The following is a 13418-nucleotide window of genomic DNA, read 5'->3' on the forward strand; positions in this document are numbered from 1 at the left end:
CTAATAGCCCGAAAGCTTGAACGTACGATTCCATCATTGCATTTTCCGCGAGACAAGTCATGAATACAAGAGATCGGTTTTCCACAGCTATGTGGAAGATCAAAGACATAGGCGGCCCGGCGCAGGGGACCCACCTCTTCCCATCCCGAACAGAGAAGTTAAGCCCTGCAGCGCCGATGGTACTGGGGTTACACCCGGGAGAGTAGGTCGCCGCCTCATTTATTCAAAAGCCCTTTGGTTAATCCCAAAAGGGCTTTTTTTATGCCCTGGGGCGAAGTACATGTTCACCACAGAACACGCAGATTCTCACAGATTGAATTTGAATATCAATGCAAAAACCCTCTTATATGTTCTTCCAGGCCTTATGTGGTTCCCTTTTTTTACCATATAAGGACACACAAATATATCGTAACCCCTTCCATTCCCTTATTTCCCTTATGTGGTTCTTTTTTTAAACCATATAAGACATATTAGGAAATATAAGGGTCTGGGCACGAGCGGGAGAAATCCCAGCAAATTGGTAGCCATCCGGGGGTATAAAAAATAGGCACTAAGGATTTTATCCAACCAGAATAGGATCCGGAAAGCCCCATATATGTTCTTTTATGCCTTATGTTGTGCTCTTTTTTTTTACCATTTAAGGGATAAAAGGGCGTTGAAAAGGGGGTAGGAAAACTCCTATATGCTCTTAAATGCCTTATATGGTTCCTTATTAAGCCCTGCAGCGCCGATGCCTGCCCGCCGTGGCGGGGTACTGGTGCGCGGCGGCGCACGGGAGCCTAGCGTCTGTCCCGACTCGTCGGAATCGGCGCCTCATTAATTTAGCCCAGTTCGTTGCTACAAGCAGGGCTTTTCTTATGCCCTATTAACCCAGAATGAAAGAACTTCTCACCACAGAACACACAGATAGGGTTTAGGCTAGCAGCAACCCGGTCGCTTTTTCACAACAGATTACTCATAATACGACTCGATACTGTTCATTCCTGCATGCGCTGTAATGCAAGCACGATTTTTTTACTATCGGGGCTGATAGCGATTCTACTGATGGACCCGTAGCCTGGGAAAGTAAATGTCCCAACTTTTTCCCACTCAATTCCTTTGTTTACCTTCCGTAGATACAGGTCATTCCCTCTCGCCATTAGGAGTTTGTTCTTATCTACCCAACAGAAATCTTCCGATCCTCCCAGCGCCAATCCAAGACTGCGGGTTTCCCTGTGCTTACTATTAAAGGCCTTTAACTCAAACGTCACTTCCCCATCTACCACAATGTTGGTGTTCTTGTCTAAAAACACAATTTCCTTCGTTCCGGGCCGGTATTGTATGCTGCGCCCCGGGTTTTCGGAAATGGTATACACATCGTCTCTCCCGTAGGGAAAAACCAGCCTATTGGGTTCTCCAATTACAAATAGCGCGGCCGTCTCTCCTAACCATCCGTAATACCCGACCGGAGCGATATCATCATACAGCAGTTCGGGTTCGCCACCATTAATCGGGTATAGCCAGATTCGTTGACTGCTGTCTTCCTCTACGGTAACTGCGGAAATGTATTGGCCGCAACTTGTTAAATCCGGGGAGAACTCGCTTTTTTCCGGTGTCCGGGTCATGTTGGCAAACTGCGCTTTCTCCCAGGTATACAAAATGGCATCTACATTACCCGATTGACCCTCCGATGCAAAAACCAGCTGTTTGTCGTTAATAAACCTGGGCTGGTTGTCATACCACTCGCTATCGGTGATTTGCCTGGCGGAATTTGAGAACACCGCAAAGCCCAGGATATTGTTTTTGGCGTCTACTAGAAATAGGTCGCTGGCCTCTTGCGCCGGGGCAGTAATACTGGAAAAGAAAACGAGCGTCAGAAAACAGGCACGAAAATAGACGTAGTTTTGAAAATTAAATTTCATAGTAAAAAAGCCAGGTTAAGGTTAATTTTAAACTAATTTACAAAATACCTGTTAGATTCCCGTGAATACCTTGGATTTGTATACCGTTGATCGGATGGATGCGCTGCGGGAAAGGCAGGACGAATTAGCCGATTTCGCAGCAGAAGACCTTATTCGGCATCCGGAGTTGGTTCCGGTGATTAATTCCTGGGAACGCCTACCGGAGGTCCTGCCCGACGCGTTTCCTCCTTCCCTTATGCGCTATGTCGCATTTTTTCACCAGCCTCCTCCCGAAGTGGATCCAATAGTGATACGCCAAACACAGCGGTTCTTTGAGAAAAATGCCTCTCTGGTGCTGTCACTTTTGGGGTTTTATTCCCTCCCTTTCACCTATGCATTTGCCGATGGGGCAGAGGTTTTGGTGCGATCCAAACGCATCCTGGAAAACCCTGGCAAACGACTGGCGGAAACGGCCCTGTTTGTTATGGAATGCTACCGACCGCAGGCCTTTATCGGAGAAACAGGCGTGCTGGCAGTGATTGCAAAGGTCCGGTTGATACATGCTTTATCCCGCCTGTTCATCAGAAAATATGCCCGCGACTGGAATCCTGCCTGGGGAAAACCCATTAATCAGGAAGACATGCTGGCGACAAACCTTACCTTTAGTTTGCTGGTATATAGAGGGATGGAACGTTCCGGCGTGCGTGTCAGCACTTCCGAACGGGAGGGAATGTTACGGTATTGGGGCCTGATAGGGCATTACCTGGGAATTGACCCTGCTTATTTACCTGAGAATAGCAAACAGGCCTTTGAACTGGAACGCTTGATTCGAAAGCGGCATTTGAAAGCTTCGGTAGCTGGAACGCAATTGATTCAATCTTTGCTGGGCTTTTACCGACAAGAGATGCTGCGTCCTGAGCTTTCTCCGATTCTCGAAGCCATGCTTGCGCATTACCTGGGTCCGGAAGTAGGAGCAGTACTTGGTATCCGTACCAACACGCCGATTCCCGATCGGTTTTTTTATTTTTTACTCAATAGCGGGCTGTTTGGATTGGGGAAAAGCCCTTCCCGGTACGCGCTGTTTTACAAGCAATTTCTAATCGAAACCAAAAAATCACTGGGTTCTGAACCACGGCTGTCCCTTCCGTTATTGACCCGGTAATCGGCTGAAATATCCAGAAATCCCTGGCTGTTATTGTTCGTATTCGGACAAAAAGAGTAGCGAAACCGTACATTTTACAGACGCAGGCTTTCCCTACTTCCTCCAATCGCCTTTTTTAATACTGGCACTCTATTCGTATCTTTTCCGGTATGAAGCGATTTCCGATAGGTATTTTGGAATTTCTTACCTGGGCGATTGCCCTAACTGGCTTGTTCTTCTTTGCCAGGGTAGAAGGACCGCATGCCGGGCTCTGCCCGATAGCAAACCTAGGGCTCACCTGGTGTCCGGGCTGTGGATTGGGACGGTCCATCCACCTCTTCCTGCGGGGAGATTTCCATGCTTCCTGGGAGATGCATCCGATGGGGAGTTTTGCCGTATTGGTGATCGTCTGGCGTCAATTTGAATTACTATACCTTATAAAAAAACAACTAAAATCATGGCAAACGTATTGAAGCACCTTCCGGAACTGGAAGGAATGGAATTGGGATACATTCAGGGAGTTTTAAAAGACATGAATGACGAACAGGCAGCGCTGTTTTCACAGGTATACCGGGCAAGGCGGAAGGACAGTCAAATGATTCTTATCTTAACGCTGATCGGATTTTTTGGCTTTGCCGGTCTGCACCGATTTATCCTTGGGCAAATAGGCCTGGGTATTTTATATCTTTTGACCGTCGGGCTTTGCTTTATCGGGACCATAGTGGATTTGGTTAATTACAAGAGTCTGGCGTATGAGTTCAATATCAAAGTCGCCCATGAGACACTGTCTTTAATGTCCCTAAGTGCTGACCTAAAAAAGGAGGGTTCCAATGAATCGAATGGATAAAGTACCCATGTTGGTCACATCGCTTCTGCTATTCGTTTCCTGTACGTCCTTGCCTAAGGAAACCATTTCGGACATAGAAATTTCATTTGACGGGATTGAGAAGGTCCGGATTTACGGAGGGGCTTTGGAAATCAGTTATACCGGTGGTGAGGAGACCGATGAGGTATACCTGAATGCGTACGTAGAATCGACGGATTCCGGCATGGAGGGTGTCAGGTACCGGCAATCGGGAAATGAATTAATTGTGGAATTTGATACCGACTTTCACGGATCATTTCTGTTCGGTACGCAGGTGGATGGATTTATAAGTTTAAAAGGACCCCGGGACATGGCACTGGATATTCACAATTCTTCCGGAAAGTTGGAAGTATTTCATGTAAAAAACGAGTTCATTCAGCTCAAAGGCAGTTCGGGCAAGGTAGAAGGCAGGGATCTGGAATCGTCAAACCTGCAGGTGGAGATTTCTTCCGGAAGGGTGGAATTGGCAGACATACGGGGAAATCTTGATTTGAAGCTATCGTCCGGAATGGCCTCCCTGGACGGGATGAAAGGGAACGTGCAGTTTCAAGGATCTAGCGGGCTGGTTCAACTATCCGATGTGCAGGGTAAGGTCGCTGGCAAGATGAGTTCGGGAAAGGCAGATTTAAAGCGGGTTTCCAACTTGGGAGCGATCTCGCTGACGTCCGGAATGCTCCATGCTGAAAATTGTGGTCTGAGCGAGGATAGCTATTTTTCGGCCTCTTCCGGCTACATGAAGGTTACCAGTAATACCGATTTAAGTGCTTACAATTACGATTTTCAGGTCGGAAGTGGGCGTTTGAGTGTAGGCGATCGGTCCAGTAGTGAGGATTTATATATCGACCACGGTGCAGCCCAAACCATAAAAGGTAAACTTCAGTCCGGGCGCATGGTATTGGAGGGCTCCTGATCATTCGGTTTCCCCTAAAAGCAAAAAAGCAACCCGTAAGGGTTGCTTTCTACAACTGATGTCAATGTTATGTTATGCGTTTACTACCTTCACATTCACTGCATTCAGACCTTTTCTTCCTTCTTTTAGATCGAAGGATACATCATCGTCTTCTCTGATTTCGTCGATTAGTCCAGAGACATGCACAAAATACTCTTTAGATGATTCGTCATCAATGATAAAACCGAATCCTTTGGATTCATTAAAAAATTTTACTTTTCCTGTGTTCATAATTGTAATTAATTGATTGTATTGATGGTGGTAAAGGTAAGGATTCTTTTCGCAAAAAAAACAGATCTGGAAAATTATTTTTTGAAATTTAACGATTTCTTAAAACGCTATTTTAAATAAAATAAAGGTAGACTTTAAATTTTGCCACTTTCAATGACCGTTATTTCATTAATTCTATGCCTTCCTTACGGCATTTTTCTACTTCCTCGTAGGGCCAAATACCCGATTGAACCTCTCCAATGTGCTTTTTTCGTAAAAGAAACATACAGGTTCTGGATTGACCTATGCCGCCACCGATACTTTGCGGCAATTCACCATTCAGTAATTTTTTATGGAAAAATAAATTTTTCCGTTCTTCCTGACCCGAGAGTTGAAGCTGCCTTTCCAGTGTTGCGGCATCTACCCGGATACCCATGGACGATAATTCAAAGCTGTTTTCCAACATGGGATTCCAAACCAATATATCTCCGTTAAGCCCCTTATGTCCTTCGGAATTGTAGCTACTCCAATCGTCGTAATCGGGTGCCCTACCATCGTGCTTCTCCCCGTTGCTCAAAACATCCCCAATGCCTATAAGGAATACGGCTTTGTGTTCTTTGCAAGCCCGGTATTCCCGTTCCTTGGGCGATAGATCCGGGTACTGCCTAAGTAGCTCTTCTGCCTGAATAAACGTGATCTCTTCTGGCAGGATCGGCTGGATTTGCGGAAATGTGTTGGCAATCGATTTTTCCAGTTCCAGGAAAATCTCGTAGATGGATTTTACCGTGGCCTTTAGGTAGTCAAGTTGACGATTCTCCTGGGAGATTTTTTGTTCCCAATCCCACTGGTCCACGTACAGGGAGTGCAGAGGGGAATAATCTTCGTCCGGTCGCAGCGCGCGCATATCGGTAAGGATTCCTTCTCCTTCCCTTGCCTCCAACTCAGCCAGCTGCCAGCGCTTCCATTTAGCCAACGATTGCACCACCACGGCGCTTGCATCGGATTGATTGCGGATGGGGAATTTTACCGGCCGTTCGATGCCGTTTAAGTCATCGTTGATTCCCGTGCCGTCCATGATTGCCAGCGGGCAGGAAATCTTAAAAAGATTTAACTTGTCAGCCATTGCCACGGGAAATTTGGTTTTGATCAGGTCTATGGCCTTTTCTGTTTCTCGTCGATTCAATAGACTGATGTACTTCAGCTCATTGGTTGCTGTCATTTTAGTTGCGTTACTGTCGGAAAATTTTGTCGGCTACGCCCAAATCGGCCTAATATTAAGGAAAAGATTTGACTCCCGGAAATATCGCCGATGAATCACGGATTTATGGCAGGAAGTTTATGTAGACGGGTTTGTGAATGTCCAGGACCTCTCCCGTAGGCGTGATTTTTCCAGTAGCTGCATCCCGCTTGAAGGACAGCAGGCTGTTTGAATTTTGATTACCAACCAGCAGGTAGACGCCATCCGGTGTAAGGTTGAAATTTCGGGGGGCCATTCCTTCCGAAGACACCGTCTGTAGATGGGTCAATCCCGTCGAGGAAACCCCAAATACGACTAGCTCGTTTGCATCTCCCCGGTTGGAGACATAGAGGTGTTTTCCGTCTGGGCTTAGCCGAACTTCCGCAGCACCCACGTCCCCTTCAAATCCCTCGCGTAGTAGGGAATGGGTTTCTTGGTGTTGGAGCTCCCCATCTTCGTATCCGTATACGCCGATTTCTGCCGTTATCTCATGGACCAGGTACAAGCGGTCTGCGGATTCATTGAAAACCATGTGCCGGGGCCCTGCGCCCGGAGCCACCTTGAGCCGGAAATGCGGCTCGGCTTGCAGGGGTTTTTCATTAGCGGAGTTAACGTTGTAGACCACCACCTCATCGGTACCCAGGTCGGCGATCAGGAGCCTTCCGTCCGTCGGGTGAAACACAGCCGAGTGCACGTGAGGCTGCTGTTGGCGGCGGGGGTGTGCGCTACTGCCCTCGTGTTGGATCACTTGAATGGGGGAGGCCAGGCCTCCGTCGCTGCCCACCGGAATCACGGCAAAATTTCCCTGTGAGTAGTTGCCAACAATCAGGAATTTTTCGCTCGGATCCAAACTTAAGTAGCAGGGTCCGTTTCCAGCCGAAGAGACAGAATTAATCATCGAAAAGCCGTTTTCCGATAGCCGGAAGGAACTCACTTTTCCCCCATCTGCTCCGCTGGTTTCCTCCACACAGAATGCCAGTTCCTGGTTTTTAGTGGCAACAATAAAGGAAGGGTTGCTTGGTTCAGAACCCGTAGCACGCACCTCAAAGCCCCCGTTTCCGGGGCGGTAGTGAACCAGGTGAATGCCCTGTTCGGGGAGTTCGGTATAGGTTCCAAGAAGGAAAGCATACGTAGTAGCCATATCGGGTGGGTTTATTGCTTCCGCTGTTTTTTGGTTTCTTCCACAGGCCAGCGAAACAACGAGTAAAAGCAGGGTTAGTAATCTATTTCGTTTCATTTTCTTTTTCAACGGTTTTCAGGTTACTGGCGAGTTCGTGACTTTTTGGATGGTACTTTCCTTTGAGATCGTCCAGTTTGGAATGCTTCCATAGTTTTACACCGGTAAAATACGATGCCCGACCGATCATGTGGGCACCCACCGGGGCGGTCAGCAACATGAATAAAATGATGGCCAGTACCCGGGATGTGATACCCACTTCGTTGAAATAAATGGCCGCAGAGATGAGCACCAGCCCTATCCCTAAGGTAGCGGCTTTGGTGGTAACCGAGATTCTCAGGTACAGGTCGGGCATTCGTAATACACCTACAGCCGCCAGCAGGATAAACAATGCTCCAAGCGAGCTCAGACCGATGATCCAATAGTCATTCATTTTTTTCTCTTTTTTCTAAATAATAGGAGAAGGCTACGGTCCCCAGAAAAGCAATCAGTGCCATAATCATGGCAATATCCAAAAACGCCGGTTGATCGGTATGGATGCTGTAAATGGAAATAATCCCGATGCCGGTGGTAAGCAATAAGTCCAGAGAGACCACCCTGTCGGAAAGCGTGGGTCCGATAATAAACCGGATAAATATCAGGAGGGTGGAAAAGGCCAGCACGGGCAAGATCACCAGGTATAAATAGTCGTTTACATTCATCGCAATATCTCCAATAGCTTTCGTTCAAATCCGTTTTTTATATCCGCAATAAATTCTTCCTTGTCATTGACATACATCGCGTGTACGTACAGCACTTTCCGATCGTCGGATACGTCCAGACTCAGGGTGCCGGGAGTGAGGGATATCAAGTTGGCCAACAGCGTTATTTCCAAATCCGACTCGGCAGTTAGCGGTATTTTAATAATTCCGGGCTTCATGTAGTAGCTGGGTGTTACCACATCAAAAGCTACTTGCAGATTGGCCTTTATCAACTCGTAAAGGAAGAAAAAAACAAAGGCGATTACCTTCGGTCCCCTGTAAAAATACTTGTTGTCGCTGCGGTTGGTAGAAATGAGCCAGAGCAGAAAAAAGCTTAAGAAAAAACCAAATACAAAATTCACAAAGGAAAAGGTACCGGTCACAGCCAGCCATATAAACGAGAGCAATAGATTACTTAGAAACCTGGTCGTTATCATTGTTTTTTGATTTAACTACCCAAAACGGCTTGAATGTAAGGGGAAGGGTCCATTAGATTTTCGGCGATGCGTAGCGCAAGTTGCATCACCCATTCTGCGCCAAAACCAATACCCAGGGATATCAGCGATAAAAACACTACCGATGCCAACATAGCTTGTTTTTTGAGAGGTTTCAATTCGTCAAAATACCGGATGTACTTCTTTTTTGGCAATTCCTGCGCGTCTTTCCAGAATACCTCTGCCCACAATTTCGCAATGATGAATAAGGTAAGGAAACTTCCCAACAGAATGAAGACAATCATCAAAATATTGGATTGATCCATGGCTCCTTCTATTAGCAATAGCTTGCCCCAAAAACCCGAAAGCGGGGGAATACCGATCAGTGAAAACAAGGGAATGGCCATGAACAGGCTCATCAGGGGATGTTCTTTGTAAAAACCACCCAACAAGCGCATGGAATACGTGCCTCTGAATTTGAAGATGACCCCGCTTACCAGGAATAAGTTGGTTTTGACCACGATGTCATGTACCAGGTAAAAGACGGCCCCGGCAATGGCGACCGTGCTGTAAATCCCCAGACCCGCTAGCATAAATCCGATATGACAAATGATCAAATAGCTGAAAACTTTCCGGATGTTATTTTGCATCAATGCGCCAAATCCACCCGATAAAATGGTCAAAAGCGCCATGACCGTTATAACCGTCAAGAGAAAGTCATCGGGAATAAATATCAACGTGAATACCCGGAGCAAGGCATAAACGCCAACTTTCGTCAGGAGCCCGCCAAAAATCGCCGAAATGGCTGGGGGAGGCGTATGGTACGAGGCGGGCAGCCAAAAATACAGGGGGAAAACGGCGGATTTTATCCCAAATCCGACCAGAAACAAAATAGCGGTGACATTCACCAAGCCCCGGTTCGATACATTCGCTACCTGCAGGGAAAGATCGGCCATATTCAGACTGCCGGTCAGGCCATATAGAATAGCGATCGCGGTAAGAAACACCACCGAGGCCAGCAGGTTCATCGCCACGTATTTGATGGCTCCTTCCAGCTGGGCTTTTTCTCCACCGATGGTGATGAGCACAAAGGAGGAAATGATGATGATTTCAAACCAGACATAGAGATTGAAAATGTCTCCGGTAAGAAACGCACCGCTCAGTCCCATAATCAGTAAGTGAAAGATGGGGAAATACCCGAATTTAATCCGTGCGTTGCGGACACTGCCGACGGAAAAAACGCTCACAGCCAATCCGGAAGTGGCGGTTAATACCACCAACAGGGCACTGAGGGTGTCGGCCACAAAGGTAATGCCGAAGGGAGCGATCCAGCCGCCAGCCTGCATGGTCTGTATGCCCTCCTGATTGACCTTTATCAGAAGCGCCAGGCTTATTAGTAGCGCAATCAGGGATCCCACCACCGAAATGAGTTTTTGTAGGTTTTTCCTGTTCCAGGCAAACATCAGGATCACCGCAACAAAAAGCTGGAAAAGTACGGGTAAAACAATGTAAGGATTGCTCATAAATCTTCGTCGGTTGCGTTCATTTCGTCCAGATCATCTGTTTTTACCACCTTATAGGCTCTTTTTATCAGGATGATAGCAAAGGCCTGCAGGCCAAAACTGATCACAATAGCAGTTAGAATCAAGGCTTGTGGTACCGGGTCGGCGTAGAGTTCTCCCAGCATCTTTTCCGTAGAACCAATGATGGGAGGCTCCCCCTTAACAATTTTCCCCAACAGGAAGATGAGTAAATTTGCACCATTTCCCAATAAAATCAAGCCAATAATCAATTTGACCAGACTCCGCCGAAGCATCATGTAAATGCCGGCTGCGTACAATAACCCAATGATGATTACCAGTAATATTTCCATGCTTACAAGCCTTCAGATATGGTGAAAATAATGGTAAGGGTAACCCCAATAACCACCAGATACACGCCCGTATCAAAAAACAATGCTGTTCCTACCGAACCAATCACCGGGACCGGCTGATCCATCCACAGGCCCGTCATAAACGTTTCCCCCAGAAACAATGGCAGGGAGCCAGCAAGCAGTGCCAATGCCAAACCAACCGGCATGAGAAAGCCAGGATGGAATTTCACAATGTTTTTGGTCCGTTCCACGCCGTTTGCAAAGGAGTGGATCACAAAAGCGGTGGATGCCATCAGTCCTCCCACAAACCCTCCTCCCGGAAGGTAATGCCCCCGTAGCAAAATAAAAACCGAAAAAAGCAACAGCAAGGGAAGCAGGTAGACGGAGGCCGTTTTAAATATGATTGTCTTCATGAATTATTCTTTTTCAGTGCTTCTAAGGTGCAATTTCAGTAAACCAAATACCCCAATTGCGGCTATGGCCAGTACGGTGATCTCTACCATGGTATCAAATCCCCTAAAATCCACCAGAATTACGTTTACCACATTTTTGCCTTTTCCCAGGATATAGGCGTTTTCTGCGTAATACGCGGTGGTTTCCTTGGTGACCGATTCGTTCATTACTTCCAATGCCAATATACTGATCAATGCACCAAAGATTAACGAGAGCAAGCCATCCCGAATCCGAACCCGGTTATCGGACAACTTCAGGTATTTAGGTAAATTATACAAAACCAGTACAAACAAGATGACCGTCAGTGTATCAATCGAAAACTGCGTCATGGCCAAATCCGGGGCCGAGTAAAATAGAAAAATCAGGCAAAAGGAATACCCCACCACGCCCAGGGAGGCCACTGCTACCAGCCTGGAATTGGAAAATACGGTAAAGAAGATGGCTACGCCCATGATCAGCAGGACAATTGCCTCGTAGAAGGTGATTTCTGACAGCAGCCCCGTATCGATGTACAATTCTACCCCCACAAACAAGCGGTAACCCAACAATAAGGAAAGAAAACCCAGAATGGTAATCAGGTAATACCGCAGGTATCCATTTTGAAAAAAGCGCGTCCATCCCTTCGCTAACAGACCAAAACCAACGGTGAACCCGGTGATAAGGGTCTCTGGAGAAAAACGTTCGAAACGGGAGGCCTTACCCAATAGTTTTTCAGAAGGCTTTAGCAAAAGATACAGGCCGGTTCCCGAGCCAATGGTCACCACACTCAATAGCAGGATCAGATTGAATCCATGCCAGAGCTGCAAATGGAAATCCGGCGTTGTACCGATCAGGCTGGAGACGGCCGGTTGTACAAGCCCTGCCTCCAGCAGGCCGGGAAATAGCCCGTACAGCATACCCAGGGTGCCCAAAATCAGGGGGGGTACGTACAGGGCAGGGGAGGGGAGATGCACCGCGGCATACCGTTCCGGCAGCTTCCCGATAAACGGTTTGATGCCGGCGATAAAACCAGCTACTAAAAGCGCCACATTGGTCAATATGGCCAAAAGGGTAAAAAGCCAGGCCAGGTCCCCCATGCCCAGGGTTGCTCCGTAAATAAGGTCCTTTCCTACAAACCCAAAAGACGGCGGAATCCCTGCATTGGATACAGCGGCCAGCAGGGCAGCGATGCCTACCGGCAATAGCACCTTCCGCAGTCCGCTCAGTTGGGTGACATCCCGGGTACCGGTTTCGTGATCGATGATACCCGTGACCAGGAATAAAGTGGCCTTGTACAGGGCGTGGACCAGAATAAACACGGAAGCCGCAAGAAGGGCTTCCTCCGTCCCCAGTCCAATCAGAAATACCAGGATACCCAATGCGGAAATGGTCGAATAGGCCAATATACCTTTTAAATCGATTCGGAAAAGCGCATGGACGGCCGCGTATACCATGGTGATCGCCCCGACAACAATGAGTGTTCCGTTCCACCACTCGTGGTTACCCAGAATGGGCGTAAACCTGGCCAGCAGGTACACGCCGGCTTTTACCATGGTTGCGGAGTGCAGGTAGGTAGACACAGGTGTAGGCGCCTTCATGGCTCCAGGTAACCAGAAGTGAAAGGGGAATTGAGCGGATTTGGTAAAGGCAGCCAAAAATAGGAACAACAATACCCAACCGTAGAGGGAATGGCCTTTAATCATTTCTGCGATGGGTGCCATGGCAGAAATAGTATACGCATCCGTAATGTGCCCCAGTCCCACCATGGCCGCCAGCAGAAATAATCCTCCGAATCCCGTAATGGCCAGCGCGGTCAAAGCAGATTTTCTGGAGGCCTCGCTGTCGTTATTGAATCCAATGAGAAAGAAGGAGCTGATACTGGTTAGCTCCCAAAACAAGAATAAGGTGTAAATATTATCCGAAAGGACCAGCCCCAGCATCGAGGCCATAAAAAGAGAAAGATAGGCATAAAAGCGGTTTAGGTAGGGATGGCCTTTCAGGTAGGCAGCCGTGTAAACGAATACGAGCGTACCCACGCCACTAATCAAAAGAACAAACAAAAGGGACAAACCATCGAGATAAAAATCCAGATTGATGCCGATGGAGGGGACCCACTCGTAGCTGACCTTGATCGGACCATCCTGCTGTACCAGGCTGATCCTGGAAAGAAAATACCCAAATAAACTGAGGGGCAACAAAGCGACCCACAACGAGGATTTTGATTGTAGCCGGCCTAAAATAAATGGGATCAACAAAGCAAAAATAAATCCCGAGATTACTGCGGTTAACATCGGCGCTGGTTTAGAAGGTGGTTTTCGAAAGCCTAAAATACGAAAAAATATCCGATCGGAAGGTCCGCCGACGCCAGATTCTACAAACGGCGTTTTGGGGCTTTGAGTAATTGGCTGACTCTAAGTAAAATAAACAGGAAAGCCTGGCCTCTGGGGAAAAATTAGGCCAATAGTGGTGTAAAGAAGGAA

General features: G+C 47.5%; 15 protein-coding genes and 1 rRNA gene. 5 read left to right on the plus strand and 11 right to left on the minus strand.

Going from position 1 to position 13418, the window contains the following annotated elements; translation table 11 throughout:
- The first annotated feature begins 107 nt into the window (after positions 1–107).
- Positions 108–219 (plus strand): 5S ribosomal RNA (rrf, locus tag BMW71_RS21650).
- A gap of 758 nt (positions 220–977) precedes the next feature.
- Here the strand turns inward: rrf and BMW71_RS21655 are convergent.
- The gene (locus tag BMW71_RS21655; RefSeq protein WP_244891269.1) at positions 978–1901 is read right to left on the minus strand and encodes a TolB family protein; all 924 of its coding nucleotides are present in this window, start codon (positions 1899–1901) and stop codon (positions 978–980) included.
- Between the two features lie 61 nt (positions 1902–1962).
- On the opposite strand from BMW71_RS21655, the gene BMW71_RS21660 reads away from it, so the two are divergent.
- From BMW71_RS21660 to BMW71_RS21675, 4 genes are all read left to right on the plus strand, one after another.
- Positions 1963–3042 (plus strand): oxygenase MpaB family protein, encoded by a 1080-nt coding sequence (locus BMW71_RS21660; protein ID WP_244891270.1) that lies wholly within the window; start codon positions 1963–1965, stop codon positions 3040–3042.
- 149 nt (positions 3043–3191) lie between these two features.
- Positions 3192–3494 carry a DUF2752 domain-containing protein gene (locus BMW71_RS21665; RefSeq protein WP_092178633.1) on the plus strand — a complete coding sequence of 101 codons (303 nt, stop codon included), beginning with the start codon at positions 3192–3194 and terminating at the stop codon, positions 3492–3494.
- Positions 3479–3868: a TM2 domain-containing protein gene (locus BMW71_RS21670; RefSeq protein ID WP_092178634.1), complete on the plus strand. Its 390-nt coding sequence runs from the start codon at positions 3479–3481 to the stop codon at positions 3866–3868. The genes BMW71_RS21665 and BMW71_RS21670 overlap by 16 nt, the downstream gene beginning before the upstream one ends.
- Positions 3852–4796: a DUF4097 family beta strand repeat-containing protein gene (locus BMW71_RS21675; RefSeq protein WP_092178635.1), complete on the plus strand. Its 945-nt coding sequence runs from the start codon at positions 3852–3854 to the stop codon at positions 4794–4796. The genes BMW71_RS21670 and BMW71_RS21675 overlap by 17 nt, the downstream gene beginning before the upstream one ends.
- Before the next feature lie 72 nt (positions 4797–4868).
- Here the strand turns inward: BMW71_RS21675 and BMW71_RS21680 are convergent, their stop codons facing one another.
- The 10 genes from BMW71_RS21680 to BMW71_RS21725 all read right to left on the minus strand — a co-directional run bounded on the left by BMW71_RS21680 (position 4869) and on the right by BMW71_RS21725 (position 13229).
- Positions 4869–5066 carry a cold-shock protein gene (locus BMW71_RS21680; RefSeq protein ID WP_014020889.1) on the minus strand — a complete coding sequence of 66 codons (198 nt, stop codon included), beginning with the start codon at positions 5064–5066 and terminating at the stop codon, positions 4869–4871.
- 160 nt (positions 5067–5226) lie between these two features.
- Positions 5227–6264, minus strand: coding sequence for an aspartate--ammonia ligase (asnA, locus tag BMW71_RS21685; RefSeq protein ID WP_092178636.1), 1038 nt, complete (start codon positions 6262–6264; stop codon positions 5227–5229).
- A gap of 103 nt (positions 6265–6367) precedes the next feature.
- On the minus strand, positions 6368–7519 hold the full coding sequence (locus tag BMW71_RS21690; RefSeq protein WP_092178637.1) for a lactonase family protein: 1152 nt from the start codon (positions 7517–7519) through the stop codon (positions 6368–6370).
- The gene (gene mnhG, locus BMW71_RS21695; protein WP_092178638.1) at positions 7506–7892 is read right to left on the minus strand and encodes a monovalent cation/H(+) antiporter subunit G; all 387 of its coding nucleotides are present in this window, start codon (positions 7890–7892) and stop codon (positions 7506–7508) included. The genes BMW71_RS21690 and mnhG overlap by 14 nt, the downstream gene beginning before the upstream one ends.
- The gene (locus tag BMW71_RS21700; protein WP_092178639.1) at positions 7885–8160 is read right to left on the minus strand and encodes a cation:proton antiporter; all 276 of its coding nucleotides are present in this window, start codon (positions 8158–8160) and stop codon (positions 7885–7887) included. The genes mnhG and BMW71_RS21700 overlap by 8 nt, the downstream gene beginning before the upstream one ends.
- The gene (locus tag BMW71_RS21705; protein WP_174238272.1) at positions 8157–8636 is read right to left on the minus strand and encodes a Na+/H+ antiporter subunit E; all 480 of its coding nucleotides are present in this window, start codon (positions 8634–8636) and stop codon (positions 8157–8159) included. The genes BMW71_RS21700 and BMW71_RS21705 overlap by 4 nt, the downstream gene beginning before the upstream one ends.
- 11 nt (positions 8637–8647) lie before the next feature.
- Positions 8648–10156: a proton-conducting transporter transmembrane domain-containing protein gene (locus tag BMW71_RS21710; RefSeq protein WP_092178640.1), complete on the minus strand. Its 1509-nt coding sequence runs from the start codon at positions 10154–10156 to the stop codon at positions 8648–8650.
- Positions 10153–10506, minus strand: a complete 354-nt coding sequence (locus BMW71_RS21715) for a Na+/H+ antiporter subunit C (protein WP_092178641.1) — start codon at positions 10504–10506, stop codon at positions 10153–10155. The genes BMW71_RS21710 and BMW71_RS21715 overlap by 4 nt, the downstream gene beginning before the upstream one ends.
- Positions 10507–10508: 2 nt before the next feature.
- Positions 10509–10919: a Na+/H+ antiporter subunit B gene (locus tag BMW71_RS21720; protein WP_092178642.1), complete on the minus strand. Its 411-nt coding sequence runs from the start codon at positions 10917–10919 to the stop codon at positions 10509–10511.
- A gap of 3 nt (positions 10920–10922) precedes the next feature.
- Positions 10923–13229 carry a putative monovalent cation/H+ antiporter subunit A gene (locus BMW71_RS21725; protein ID WP_092178643.1) on the minus strand — a complete coding sequence of 769 codons (2307 nt, stop codon included), beginning with the start codon at positions 13227–13229 and terminating at the stop codon, positions 10923–10925.
- Between the last annotated feature and the right edge of the window lie 189 nt (positions 13230–13418).

The sequence above is a fragment of the Cyclobacterium xiamenense genome, assembly GCF_900109255.1.
Classification (GTDB): Bacteria; Bacteroidota; Bacteroidia; order Cytophagales; family Cyclobacteriaceae; genus Cyclobacterium; species Cyclobacterium xiamenense.

Bases quoted from the DNA above. Each gene is read 5' to 3' on its own strand.
- BMW71_RS21655 (WP_244891269.1), bottom strand. From the start codon at position 1,901: ATGAAATTTAATTTTCAAAACTACGTCTATTTTCGTGCCTGTTTTCTG.
- BMW71_RS21665 (WP_092178633.1), top strand. From the start codon at position 3,192: ATGAAGCGATTTCCGATAGGTATTTTGGAATTTCTTACCTGGGCGATT.
- BMW71_RS21670 (WP_092178634.1), top strand. From the start codon at position 3,479: ATGGCAAACGTATTGAAGCACCTTCCGGAACTGGAAGGAATGGAATTG.
- BMW71_RS21675 (WP_092178635.1), top strand. From the start codon at position 3,852: ATGAATCGAATGGATAAAGTACCCATGTTGGTCACATCGCTTCTGCTA.
- BMW71_RS21680 (WP_014020889.1), bottom strand. From the start codon at position 5,066: ATGAACACAGGAAAAGTAAAATTTTTTAATGAATCCAAAGGATTCGGT.
- asnA (WP_092178636.1), bottom strand. From the start codon at position 6,264: ATGACAGCAACCAATGAGCTGAAGTACATCAGTCTATTGAATCGACGA.
- BMW71_RS21690 (WP_092178637.1), bottom strand. From the start codon at position 7,519: ATGAAACGAAATAGATTACTAACCCTGCTTTTACTCGTTGTTTCGCTG.
- mnhG (WP_092178638.1), bottom strand. From the start codon at position 7,892: ATGAATGACTATTGGATCATCGGTCTGAGCTCGCTTGGAGCATTGTTT.
- BMW71_RS21700 (WP_092178639.1), bottom strand. From the start codon at position 8,160: ATGAATGTAAACGACTATTTATACCTGGTGATCTTGCCCGTGCTGGCC.
- BMW71_RS21705 (WP_174238272.1), bottom strand. From the start codon at position 8,636: ATGATAACGACCAGGTTTCTAAGTAATCTATTGCTCTCGTTTATATGG.
- BMW71_RS21710 (WP_092178640.1), bottom strand. From the start codon at position 10,156: ATGAGCAATCCTTACATTGTTTTACCCGTACTTTTCCAGCTTTTTGTT.
- BMW71_RS21715 (WP_092178641.1), bottom strand. From the start codon at position 10,506: ATGGAAATATTACTGGTAATCATCATTGGGTTATTGTACGCAGCCGGC.
- BMW71_RS21720 (WP_092178642.1), bottom strand. From the start codon at position 10,919: ATGAAGACAATCATATTTAAAACGGCCTCCGTCTACCTGCTTCCCTTG.
- BMW71_RS21725 (WP_092178643.1), bottom strand. From the start codon at position 13,229: ATGTTAACCGCAGTAATCTCGGGATTTATTTTTGCTTTGTTGATCCCA.